Here is an 11,875-nt window from a genome sequence, read left to right as displayed (position 1 = left end):
GCCGGAACAGTCTTCACACCAACCGCTGCCCCGACACTGCTGGGTGATACAGCGGCTGCACCTTGTTTCCCGCCGGGTCCAGCAGATGGAAGCTGCGCGCCCCGTCACCGTGGTTGAATGGCCGGTCCAGCAGCGTCACACCGTGGGCCTTGAAGTACTGGTACCACGCCTCCAGCTCTTCCACACTGTCCACAATGAACCCGTAATGGTCCAGGGTCTGCAGCCCGTTGGCCGCCCCAGCCCCACGCCCCAGCGAAAGGTTGTCGTTGCCACAGGTGAGGTACACCAGGTCTTCGTTGGCACGGTTCAACACCTCCATACCCAGCACATCGACATAAAAGCGTTCGCACTCTTCCAGGTTGGGTACCAGCAAGGCGATATGGCGCAAGCCATTCAGGCGGCCGGGGCGTGCAGGCAATTCGGACATTAGCGAGACTCCGTTTTTGTATACAATTCATTAATGAATTTAAAACAAAAGGAGCGCCTTGTGTATAGCCTGTTTATCAAGACCCGTGTGAAGCCCGGTTGCGCCGAGGATTTCCTGACGGCGATCAAGGTCAATGCCGCGGCTTCTGTCACCCACGAGCCAGGCTGCCTGGTATTCGATGTGTCGCAGGACCGACTCGATCCGGAGGTAATCTACCTGTACGAAATCTACCGCGATGATGCAGCGTATGAAGCGCATACCCAGACCGCGCACTTTCGCGACAGCCGGCCACTGGTGGAGCCGCTGATCGTCGAGCAGGAATGCTTCGAAAGCGATGTAATCGCCCTCAACCCGGGCTACTGAGCGCAAAAGCAAAGCCCCGGCACAGGCCGGGGCTTCGGTAGAGGTGGCCAAATCCGTTTGGCCGACGGGACATCCCTTATTCGGACTTCAGGCCATCAGCCGATACAGCCTGGACGCCTTTGATCTTCTTGGCGATGGCGACTGCCATCTCTTTCTGTGCATCGGTAATGGCCACGTCGGACGACAGCGACACGACACCTTTATTGGTCTCGACTTTGATGTCACTGCCTGGCACGCCTTTCTCGGTCATCAGGTCAGCCTTGACCTTGGTGGTGATCCAGGTATCGGAGGTAGCTTCCTTGGCTTTGGTCACCTCACCGGCCGCCAGCGTCATGGGGGCCTGGGTGGACTGCTGGGCGAATGCCGCGTTAGCCATGGTCAGGGTCAGAGCGGTAGCAGTAGCGGCAGCAATGGCGAACTTCTTCATGTGGGTCACTCCTGTTTATCGAAAGGTCTGCGCCGTATGTCCTGGCGGCAGGTATGAAGGTAGTTGCATGTGTTGTGCCAGCTTTTCCGCCTCAACTTAACCCTTTTAAATCAATAAGTTAGAAAAATACATCACTTCCGGCGTCGTGCATTTTGCAACCTGCACGGTAAACCTGCATGCAAGATGCAAGTCCGCAAAAGGTTCCCGCAGCCCATAAAAAAAGGGCCCCGAAGGGCCCTTTTCCTGTTGCGTGGCAGTCGCTTAGACGCCCGAGGCCTTGGCCGCGGCAACGTCCTTGATCGACAGCTTGATACGGCCGCGGTTGTCCACGTCCAGTACCAGTACTTCAACTTCCTGGCCTTCTTTCAGGATGTCGGTGACTTTCTCGACGCGAGCATCGCTCAGCATGGAGATGTGCACCAGGCCGTCCTTGCCAGGCAGGATGTTGACGAAGGCGCCGAAGTCGACGATGCGCTCAACCTTGCCGACGTAGATCTTGCCGATTTCGGCCTCGGCGGTGATGCCCAGGATGCGCTGCTTGGCAGCATCTGCAGCTTCCTTGGTTTCGCCGAAGATCTTGATCGAGCCATCGTCTTCGATATCGATCGAAGCCTTGGTCTCTTCGCAGATGGCGCGAATGGTGGCGCCGCCTTTACCGATGACGTCACGGATTTTGTCGGTGTCAATTTTCATCGCGATCATGGTCGGGGCGTTGGCCGACAGCTCGGTACGCGACTGGCCAATGATCTGGTTCATCTGGCCGAGGATGTTCAGGCGCGCTTCCAGGGCCTGGCCCAGGGCGATTTCCATGATCTCTTCGGTGATGCCGTTGATCTTGATGTCCATCTGCAGCGCAGTAACGCCTTTGGCGGTACCGGCTACCTTGAAGTCCATGTCGCCCAGGTGGTCTTCGTCACCGAGGATGTCGGTCAGGACCGCGAACTTGTCGCCTTCCTTGACCAGGCCCATGGCGATGCCGGCAACTGGCGCCTTCATCGGCACACCAGCGTCCATCAGGGCCAGGGAAGCACCGCAGACCGAAGCCATGGAGCTGGAACCGTTGGATTCGGTGATTTCCGAAACCACGCGGATGGTGTACGGGAACACGTCGGCGGCCGGCAGCATGGCCTGGACCGAACGACGGGCCAGACGGCCGTGGCCGATTTCGCGACGGCCAGCACCGCCCATGCGGCCACACTCACCTACCGAGAACGGTGGGAAGTTGTAGTGCAGCATGAAGGGGTCTTTCTTCTCGCCTTCGAGGGTGTCCAGCAGCTGGGCGTCACGGGCAGTACCCAGGGTCGCAACGACCAGAGCCTGGGTTTCGCCACGGGTGAACAATGCCGAACCGTGAGTTTTCGGCAACACGCCTACTTCGATGTTCAGCGGGCGAACAGTCTTGGTGTCGCGGCCGTCGATACGTGGCTTGCCGTTTACGATGTTTTCGCGAACGGTGCGGTATTCGATTTCGCCGAAGATTTCTTTTACTTCGGAGGCCGAAGGCTGGCCTTCTTCACCCGAGAACTTGGCAACGGCCTGGTCACGCAGCTCGCCCAGGCGCGCGTAGCGGTCAGCCTTGACGGTGATGGTGTAGCCCTGCGAAACCGCTTCGCCGAACTCGGCGCGGATGGCGTTGAACAGCTCGGTGTTGGCAACGGCTGGTTTCCAGTCCCAGGTCGGCTTGCCAGCTTCGGCAGCCAGTTCCTTGACAGCCTGGATAACGGCCTGGAATTCGTCGTGGGCGAACAGTACGGCACCCAGCATCTGGTCTTCGGTCAGCTCTTGAGCTTCCGATTCAACCATCAGTACGGCATCGGAAGTACCGGCTACGACCATGTCCAGGCTCGAAGCAGCCAGTTGCTCGTAAGTCGGGTTCAGCAGGTAGCCGGTGCTTTCGTGGAAGGCAACGCGAGCGGCGCCGATCGGGCCTTCGAACGGAATGCCGGAGATGGCCAGGGCAGCCGAGGTACCGATCATCGCGGCGATGTCCGGATCGGTCTTCTTGCTGGTGGAAACCACGGTGCAGACGACCTGCACTTCGTTCATGAAGCCTTCCGGGAACAGCGGACGGATCGGACGGTCGATCAGGCGCGAGGTCAGGGTCTCTTTCTCGGAAGGACGGCCTTCACGCTTGAAGAAGCCACCCGGGATCTTGCCGGCGGCGTAGGTCTTTTCCTGGTAGTGAACCGACAGCGGGAAGAAGCCCTTGCCTGGATCAGCCTGTTTGGCGCCTACCACAGTCACCAGCACGGTGACGTCGTTGTCGACGGTAACCAGCACAGCGCCGGTTGCCTGACGGGCAATACGGCCCGTTTCGAGAGTAACGGTCGATTGACCGAACTGGAAAGTCTTGATTACCGGGTTCACGGTTTCCTACCTTTTTCAGTGGCTCTTGGGGGAACTGGTTTCTTGCGAATTCTTGGGCAGAACGGGGAATCGGCCCCATTGACCGTCCAGATACAACACGAGGCTGGGAGCCTGGCACCAAGCGGAAAAACCGCTCAGCATTGCCAGGCTGCCAACCTCGGAGATACGCGTGGCGTGTCCAACGGCAGCACTGCAAAACAACCCTGCCGAAGCCTGCGACACGCCATGCACACCACTGACCAGGCCGCTATTAGCGACGCAGGCCCAGGCGACCGATCAGGGCGCTGTAACGAGTGGTGTCTTTGCCCTTCAGGTAGTCCAGCAGCTTACGACGCTGGTTAACCATACGGATCAGACCACGACGGGAGTGGTGGTCTTTATCGTTGGCCTTGAAGTGGCCTTGCAGCTTGTTGATGTTGGCGGTCAGCAGAGCAACCTGCACTTCCGGGCTACCGGTATCGCCGGCGGCTTGCTGGTATTCGGCAACGATCTGAGCTTTTTCTTCAACGCTGAGGGCCATTTGGCTTCTCCTGATAACGGATCCCGCAAGCGGGGTCCAATAGGCCAGGGACAAATCCCTGTATTAATAAAAAAGGTGTGACCGTGCCTACTGACAGCCACCCTTGATGCCGTGGGGTTCGGCTACTGCCTGGCCCCCCGGTTTCGGTCATTCCGACCGAATCAGCCGACGCGGCGCAATGCGCCCGTCTTCGCTCACTTCACCGATACCGATGAAGCGCGCATTGTGATCCTGTACCCGGACCATGCCAAATTGTGGCGCGTCCGGTGCGCGTACCGCCTGCCCATGCAGCCAGTAGAACGCACTGTGTTCGGACAGGCACACCAAAGGCCAGTCCTGCAGGCCGCTGTCCGATGGCATCAGGAAGCGATCGAGCGCTTCGTTGCCACCTTCGGCGTGGGCCTGTTCGAGTTCCTCAAGGGTGACCGTCTGTGCCAGCGCGAAAGGCCCGGCCTGGGTCCTGCGCAGCTCGGCGACATAGGCGCCACAGCCAAGGGCCTCGCCAATATCCTCCACCAGGGTACGGATATAGGTGCCTTTGCTGCATCCTACGCTCAACCGTGCACGGGTGCCTTCGCACTCGAGCAACTCCAAGCGGTTAATAGTAACAGAACGCGCCTCGCGCTCCACTACCTCTCCTGCACGAGCCAGCTTATACAGTGGCTGGCCGTCACGCTTGAGCGCCGAGTACATCGGCGGTATCTGGCTGATCTGGCCACGAAAACGCGGCAACAGCGCCTCGATGTCGGCGCGACCAACGGTCACGTCGCGGGTCTGCAGTACCTCACCTTCGGCATCGCCGGTGTTGGTAGTCTGCCCCATCTGCATGACGGTTTCGTAGCCCTTGTCGGAATCGAGCAGGTACTGCGAAAACTTGGTCGCTTCACCGAAGCACAGCGGCAGCACGCCGGTTGCCAGCGGGTCGAGGCTACCGGTGTGCCCGGCCTTTTCCGCATTGAGCAGCCAGCGCACCTTTTGCAGGGCGGCATTGGAGGTGAAACCCAGCGGCTTGTCGAGCAGGATGATGCCGCTGACGTTGCGGCGGATACGTTTGACCTGGGCCACCGCTTACTCCTTGGTGTCCGGCTCGTCGGCTTCCTTGTGCATGCGGTCTTCGGCCACTGCACGTTCGATCAGCGCCGACAGATGGACACCGCGGCTGACGCTTTCATCGAAGTGGAAGTGCAGTTGCGGCACGCTGCGCAGCTGCATCGAGCGGCCCAGGTGCAAACGCAGGAAGCTGGCAGCGCTGTTCAACGCCTTCAGCGACTGCTGCACGGCATCTGGCGTTTCCTCGCCCATGACGGTGATGAACACCTTGGCATGGCCCAGGTCACGGCTGACGTCCACGGCGGTGATGGTCACCAGGCCAACACGCGGGTCTTTGACTTCGCGACGGATCAGCTCGGCCAGCTCACGCTGCATCTGATCGCCAATACGTTGGGTACGGCTATATTCTTTGGCCATTCTTGTTACCTGTAACTTAAAGCGGCAAACGCCCGGTCAGACCAATGCCTGACCGGGCGCTACCTGTAGAGGTGCTGAAAACCGCCGCGTAGAGAAGCGGTTTGCAGCCAGCTCACCCTTAGAGGGTACGAGCAACCTGGACTTTCTCGAAGACTTCGATCTTGTCGCCGACCTTGACGTCGTTGTAGCTCTTGACGCCAATACCGCACTCCATGCCGTTACGCACTTCGGAGGCATCGTCCTTGAAGCGACGCAGCGATTCCAGCTCGCCTTCGAAGATCACAACGTCTTCGCGCAGTACACGGATCGGACGGTTGCGGTACACGGTACCCTCGATGACCATACAGCCAGCGATGGCGCCGAACTTCGGCGAACGGAACACGTCACGTACTTCGGCAACGCCCAGGATGTTCTCGCGAACATCGCTGCCCAGCATACCGGTCAGGGCCTTCTTGACGTCTTCGATGATGTCGTAGATCACGTTGTAGTAACGCATATCCAGACCTTCCTGCTCGACGATCTTGCGCGCGCCGGCATCGGCACGCACGTTGAAGCCGAACAGTACTGCATTCGAAGCCAGCGCCAGGTTGGCATCGCTTTCGGTGATACCACCGACGCCGCCACCAATCACGCGCACCTGAACTTCGTCGTTGCCCAGGCTGCCGAGCGAGCCCTGCAGTGCTTCCAGGGAACCACGCACGTCGGTCTTGAGGACGATGTTGAGGGTCTTCTTCTCTTCCTGACCCATGGTCTCGAAGATGTTTTCCAGCTTGCCGGCGTGAGCACGGGCCAGCTTGACCTCGCGGTACTTGCCTTGACGGAACAGGGCAACTTCGCGGGCTTTCTTCTCGTCGGCAACCACGGACAGCTCGTCACCGGCTTCCGGAGTACCGTCCAGGCCGAGGATTTCGACCGGGATCGACGGGCCGGCTTCCTTCACAGGCTTGCCGTTCTCGTCGAGCATGGCGCGCACGCGGCCATAGTTGGAACCGCACAGGACCATGTCGCCCTGACGCAGGGTACCGTCCTGAACCAGGATGGTCGCCACCGGGCCGCGGCCCTTGTCCAGGCGCGATTCAACGACCACGCCACGACCTGGAGCGGTCGGGGTAGCGGTCAGTTCGAGAATCTCGGCCTGCAGCAGGACGGCTTCGAGCAGCTCGTCGACACCGGTACCCATCTTCGCCGAAACCTTGACGAACGGCGTGTCACCACCCCAGTCCTCGGAGGTAACGCCTTCGACGGCCAGCTCGTTGCGGATGCGATCGAGATCGGCACCCGGCTTGTCGATCTTGTTCACTGCAACCACCAGCGGAACGCCAGCTGCCTTGGCATGCTGAACCGCTTCGCGGGTTTGCGGCATCACGCCGTCGTCCGCCGCCACCACCAGGATGACGATGTCGGTGGCCTTGGCACCACGGGCACGCATGGCGGTAAACGCGGCGTGGCCAGGGGTGTCGAGGAAGGTGACCATGCCACGGTCGGTTTCCACGTGGTACGCACCGATGTGCTGGGTAATACCACCGGCTTCGCCAGCAGCCACCTTGGCACGACGGATGTAGTCGAGCAGCGAGGTCTTACCGTGGTCAACGTGACCCATGACAGTAACGACCGGTGCACGCGACTCGGTCTGGCCTTCGAACTTGAGCGATTCGGCCAGGGAGTCTTCCAGTGCGGTATCGCTGACCAGGGTGACCTTGTGGCCCAGCTCTTCTGCGATCAGCTGAGCGGTTTCCTGGTCGAGCACCTGGTTGATGGTAACCGGGGTGCCCAGCTTGAACATGAACTTGACGACTTCAGCGCCCTTGACGGACATCTGGTTGGCCAGTTCAGAGACCGTGATGGTCTCGCCGATGGTCACATCACGGATGATGGGGCCAGTCGGGTTCTGGAAGCCATGCTGATTGCGCTTCTTCAGCTTGCTCTTGCCACCGCGGCCACGGCGTACGCCATCGCTTTCTTCATCGGTGGTGCGCGGTGCGGCACGTGGAGTCGGAGCCTTTTCCTTCTCCTTGACCTTGACCTTGATCGACACGCGCGGGGCTTCGCCACGACGCTCGCCGCCACGACGGTCTTCGTCACGGGTACGGCCTTCGTTGCGACGGGCTTCGTCCTTCTTGCGCTCGGCAGCACGGGCTGCGGCGTCTTCGGACGCCGGGGCGTCGGCGACTACCGGGGCCGGAGCAGCGGCAGGCGCCGGCTCAGGCTTGGCGGCTGGCGCAGGTGCGGATACAGCAGCTTCGGCGGCCTGACGGCGAGCCTGCTCTTCGTTGCGCTGGCGAACTTCGGCCTCGACCTTGTCGCGAGCGGCATTTTCAGCCGCGCGGCGCTCATCCAGCTCACGCTTCTGCTCAGCCTGAATTTCTTCAGGGCTGCGCTGCACGAATACTTTCTTCTTGCGTACTTCTACGCTGATGCTCTTGCTACCGGCGACACGCAGCGTACTGGTGGTTTTGCGCTGCAAGGTAATCTTGCGCGGTTCTTCCGCCTTGCTTTTGTGGCTGCTCTTCAAATGAGTCAGCAGGGTCTGCTTCTCATTGTCGGTCACTACCTGACCGGCGTCGGTGTGCGGCAGACCTGCCTCACGCATCTGCTGCAGCAGGCGCTCTACCGGTGCCTCGACCTCTTGGGCCAGTTCTTTCACCGTGACTTGCGTCATGCACTTCTCTCCTCAGGCCGCGCCTAATTACTCGAACCAATGGGCTCGGGCGGCCATGATCAACTTGCCGGCACGCTCTTCGTCGATGCCGTCGATGTCGAGCAGATCGTCGATCGACTGCTCGGCCAGGTCTTCGCGGTTAACCACGCCGCGCACCGCCAGTTCAGCCGCCAGGTCCTTGTCCATGCCCTCAAGGGAGAGCAGGTCTTCGGCCGGGTGGGCGTCTGCCAGTTTTTCTTCGGTAGCGATGGCCTTGGTCAACAAACGGTCCTTGGCTCGAGCGCGGAGCTCATTGACGATATCTTCGTCAAAGCCATCGATGTTGAGCATTTCTTCCAACGGTACGTAGGCAATTTCTTCGAGGCTGGTGAAGCCTTCGTCGACCAGCACTTGGGCCAGCTCCTCGTCGACTTCCAGCTCATCGATGAAATTGCGCAGGATGTCACCGGTTTCGGCCTGCTGCTTGGCCTGGATGTCCTTCTCGGTCATCACGTTCAGGGTCCAGCCGGTCAGCTGACTGGCCAGGCGAACGTTCTGACCACCACGGCCAATGGCCTGAGCCAGGTTATCCTCGGCGACGGCGATGTCCATGGCATGGGCATCTTCATCAACGATGATCGCCGCGACTTCAGCCGGCGACATGGCGTTGATGACAAACTGCGCCGGGTTATCGTCCCACAGGACGATATCCACACGCTCACCACCCAGCTCCCCGGATACGGCCTGGACGCGCGAACCACGCATGCCGATACAGGCGCCTTGCGGGTCGATGCGTTTGTCCTTGGAGCGGACGGCGATCTTGGCTCGCGAACCCGGATCACGGGAAGCAGCCATGACTTCGATCAGGCCCTCGGCAATTTCCGGCACTTCAATGCGGAAAAGCTCGATCAGCATCTGCGGCGCGGTGCGCGACAGGATCAGCTGTGGGCCACGGTTTTCGGTGCGAATTTCCTTGAGCAGCGCACGCAGGCGCACGCCAACACGGAAGGTTTCGCGTGGAATGATGTCTTCGCGGGCCAGCAGGGCCTCGGCGTTGTTGCCCAGGTCAACGATCACGTTGTCGCGGGTAACCTTTTTGACAGTGCCGGAGATGATCTCGCCCACGCGCTCACGGTAAGCATCGACCACCTGCGCACGCTCGGCCTCGCGGACCTTCTGCACGATGACCTGCTTGGCGGTCTGGGCGGCGATACGACCGAACTCGATGGACTCGATCTTCTCCTCGATCACGTCACCGACCTTGGCTTCAGGGTGGGTGTCCTTGATCTTGTCCAGCCAGGTCTCGATTGCCGGATCATCAAGATCGGCTTCGTCGACCACGGTCCAGCGACGGAAAGTCTCGTAGCTACCGGTGTGGCGGTTGATTTCCACACGCAGGTCGACTTCGTCTTCAAAACGTTTTTTGGTTGCAGTGGCCAGGGCCACTTCCAGCGCTTCGAAAATGACGCCGGGCGGTACACCTTTTTCGTTGGATACCGATTCAACAACCAGCAGTACTTCTTTGCTCATCGTACGCCTCGCCTTGCGCAAGCCATTGGGCCCGGACAGTTCACCGGGCCCGGCACGTCTCAGTCAAAACTGGGAATAATATTGGCCTTGTCGATCGAGTCGATCGGCAACAGGAACTCCTGGTTGTCCACCTGGACCACCACGTCCTGCTCCTCCACACCGCGGAGAAGGCCCTGGAAGTTACGACGACCCTCGAAGGGTGAGCGCAGCTTGATCTTCACTTGTTCGCCGGCATGCGAGGCAAACTGTTCCAGAGTGAACAGTGGGCGATCCATGCCTGGAGAAGACACCTCGAGGGTGTACTCACTGCTGATTGGATCTTCCACATCGAGGATTGCGCTGGCCTGACGGCTGACCGCTTCGCAGTCGTCCACCAGGATGCCACCTTCCTTGTCGATGTAGATGCGCAGTACCGAATGCTTACCCTGGGAAACGAACTCGATCCCCCAGCACTGATAGCCCAGACCCTCGACAACCGGGGCCAACAAGGCCTGCAACTGTTCTAGCTTGCTCGACACCTGAACCCCCTCGTGCATGCTGTGCAAATAAAAAATGGGCAAAGCGCCCATCCCTGAAAGCGCCGTTGGACAACGACGCCGAAAACTGTTCGGTTAGCAAAAAGCCCCTGAAAAGGGGCTCCGCTGAAGCTGGTTGCGGGGGCTGGATTTGAACCAACGACCTTCGGGTTATGAGCCCGACGAGCTACCAAGCTGCTCCACCCCGCGACAAAGCTGGGGCAAAAGTATAAGACCGAACCCTGTTGAGGGTCAAATCAGAACCTTCACCTGCAAGAAAGCCCGCTAAAGCGGGCTCTCAAGCTTTAATTGGTACCGAGAAGGGGACTCGAACCCCTACACCCTATGGGCACAACCACCTCAAGGTTGCGTGTCTACCAATTCCACCACCTCGGCAATACTACTACTTGAAACCCGTTACTTCTGCTCTTGTGCCGGAGGAGGTACATCACCCGAGTTGCTGGTGGTTTCACTCTTCTGCTGCTGGAGCACCGGTACATCATCATTAACTGCCGGTTTTTGCGGCTCTTTCACTTCTAGCACTGCTGGATCTGGAAGACCTGCTTGGCTAAGCTGGTGAGCTTGTTGCTTCGCGAAGTATCCTAACCCAAGTGCTGTCAAAAAGAAAGTGGCAGCGAGTATAGCAGTTAATTTACTTAGGAACGTTGCAGAGCCCTGGCTTCCGAACACGGTGTTTGAGGCACCCGCGCCGAAAGATGCACCTGCTTCAGCACCTTTACCCTGTTGCAACAGAACCAGCACTACTAGCGACAGCGCTGCCAACAGATGAAAAACAACGATGACTGTTTCCAGCATTTGTTCAGTTTCCTGCGGCGCGACAAATTGCACCGAATTCGTCTGCGTTCAGGGAAGCCCCACCAATGAGACCCCCATCGATATCCGGCATGCCGAACAGTTCGGCCGCATTGGCCGCCTTCACGCTGCCGCCGTAGAGCAACTGCACCTTCGCAGCCACTTCAGCATCTTCTGCCGCCAGCTGGCCGCGGATGGCGGCATGCACATCCTGGGCCTGCTGAGGCGTGGCCGTCAGGCCAGTGCCGATGGCCCATACAGGCTCATAGGCAATTACTGCATTGGCAAAAGCCTTAACACCGAATGCTTCGATGATACTGCTTAGTTGACGCCCGACAACTTCAAGCGTCTTGCCAGCCTCGCGCTCTTCAAGGGTTTCCCCGATGCAAAGCACTGGCTTCAAACCTTTGGCCTGCGCTGCTGCAAACTTGCGATTGAGCACTTCGTCGGTTTCACCAATGATCTGGCGACGCTCCGAATGACCAATCAACACCAACTTGCAACCCGCTTCAACCAGCTGCTCGGGAGCAACTTCCCCGGTCAGCGCACCCTGTTCGGGTTGTACAGCAGAATTCTGTGCGCCAACAGTAATTTCTTTACCTGCCAGGCCATCAATCACTTGATTGATGAACAAGGCCGGCGGAAATACCGCGACTTCCACTCCGCTCGGCAAGGCGAGATTACTCAAGCCTTTGGTCAGCTCAGCGACGCTAGCGCGGGTACCGTGCATCTTCCAGTTACCAGCTACCATAGGGCGACGCATGCTTTACCTCGTCGGTCAAAGTGGGCGCAGATCTTACCCAACCAG

At 59.4% G+C, this 11,875-nt stretch carries 12 protein-coding genes and 2 tRNA genes; 1 reads left to right on the top strand and 13 read right to left on the bottom strand.

Features of this window, described 5'->3' with window-relative positions; all coding sequences use genetic code 11:
• Window positions 1-13 precede the first annotated feature (13 nt).
• A complete protein-coding gene (locus tag D8767_RS04540) occupies window positions 14-427 on the bottom strand; it encodes a VOC family protein (protein WP_010955354.1) in 414 nt (137 codons plus the stop codon).
• 60 nt (window positions 428-487) lie between these two features.
• Between D8767_RS04540 and D8767_RS04535 the strand changes: the two genes are divergently transcribed.
• A complete protein-coding gene (locus D8767_RS04535; protein WP_016712079.1) occupies window positions 488-790 on the top strand; it encodes a putative quinol monooxygenase in 303 nt (100 codons plus the stop codon).
• Window positions 791-866: 76 nt separating this feature from the next.
• Here D8767_RS04535 and D8767_RS04530 read toward each other — a convergent pair whose 3' ends face one another.
• The 12 genes from D8767_RS04530 to tpiA form a co-directional block, all read right to left on the bottom strand.
• Window positions 867-1,217, bottom strand: a complete 351-nt coding sequence (locus D8767_RS04530; protein WP_016712080.1) for a BON domain-containing protein — start codon at window positions 1,215-1,217, stop codon at window positions 867-869.
• Between the two features lie 261 nt (window positions 1,218-1,478).
• Window positions 1,479-3,584: a polyribonucleotide nucleotidyltransferase gene (gene pnp / locus D8767_RS04525; RefSeq protein ID WP_003249974.1), complete on the bottom strand. Its 2,106-nt coding sequence runs from the start codon at window positions 3,582-3,584 to the stop codon at window positions 1,479-1,481.
• A 250-nt stretch (window positions 3,585-3,834) separates the two neighbouring features.
• On the bottom strand, window positions 3,835-4,104 hold the full coding sequence (gene rpsO / locus D8767_RS04515; RefSeq protein ID WP_003249971.1) for a 30S ribosomal protein S15: 270 nt from the start codon (window positions 4,102-4,104) through the stop codon (window positions 3,835-3,837).
• Between the two features lie 147 nt (window positions 4,105-4,251).
• Window positions 4,252-5,169: a tRNA pseudouridine(55) synthase TruB gene (gene truB, locus D8767_RS04510; protein WP_016712081.1), complete on the bottom strand. Its 918-nt coding sequence runs from the start codon at window positions 5,167-5,169 to the stop codon at window positions 4,252-4,254.
• Between the two features lie 3 nt (window positions 5,170-5,172).
• Window positions 5,173-5,571: a 30S ribosome-binding factor RbfA gene (gene rbfA, locus D8767_RS04505; RefSeq protein ID WP_009685351.1), complete on the bottom strand. Its 399-nt coding sequence runs from the start codon at window positions 5,569-5,571 to the stop codon at window positions 5,173-5,175.
• Between the two features lie 118 nt (window positions 5,572-5,689).
• A complete protein-coding gene (gene infB, locus D8767_RS04500; protein WP_016712082.1) occupies window positions 5,690-8,230 on the bottom strand; it encodes a translation initiation factor IF-2 in 2,541 nt (846 codons plus the stop codon).
• Between the two features lie 27 nt (window positions 8,231-8,257).
• Window positions 8,258-9,739 carry a transcription termination factor NusA gene (gene nusA / locus D8767_RS04495; RefSeq protein ID WP_009685349.1) on the bottom strand — a complete coding sequence of 494 codons (1,482 nt, stop codon included), beginning with the start codon at window positions 9,737-9,739 and terminating at the stop codon, window positions 8,258-8,260.
• A 59-nt stretch (window positions 9,740-9,798) separates the two neighbouring features.
• Window positions 9,799-10,257 (bottom strand): ribosome maturation factor RimP, encoded by a 459-nt coding sequence (gene rimP, locus D8767_RS04490; protein WP_009685348.1) that lies wholly within the window; start codon window positions 10,255-10,257, stop codon window positions 9,799-9,801.
• Window positions 10,258-10,387: 130 nt separating this feature from the next.
• Window positions 10,388-10,464, bottom strand: a tRNA-Met gene (locus D8767_RS04485).
• A gap of 100 nt (window positions 10,465-10,564) precedes the next feature.
• A tRNA-Leu gene (locus D8767_RS04480) sits at window positions 10,565-10,650 on the bottom strand.
• A 21-nt stretch (window positions 10,651-10,671) separates the two neighbouring features.
• Window positions 10,672-11,070: a preprotein translocase subunit SecG gene (secG, locus tag D8767_RS04475; RefSeq protein WP_016712084.1), complete on the bottom strand. Its 399-nt coding sequence runs from the start codon at window positions 11,068-11,070 to the stop codon at window positions 10,672-10,674.
• Window positions 11,071-11,074: 4 nt separating this feature from the next.
• A complete protein-coding gene (gene tpiA, locus D8767_RS04470) occupies window positions 11,075-11,830 on the bottom strand; it encodes a triose-phosphate isomerase (protein ID WP_016712085.1) in 756 nt (251 codons plus the stop codon).
• Window positions 11,831-11,875: the final 45 nt, after the last annotated feature.

Origin of the sequence: Pseudomonas sp. LTGT-11-2Z, from assembly GCF_003691445.1 — a bacterium.
GTDB classification, from domain to species: Bacteria; Pseudomonadota; Gammaproteobacteria; order Pseudomonadales; family Pseudomonadaceae; genus Aquipseudomonas; species Aquipseudomonas monteilii.
Note: the sequence above shows the minus strand (reverse complement) of the source record. Positions and strands in the feature narration are given on the sequence as shown.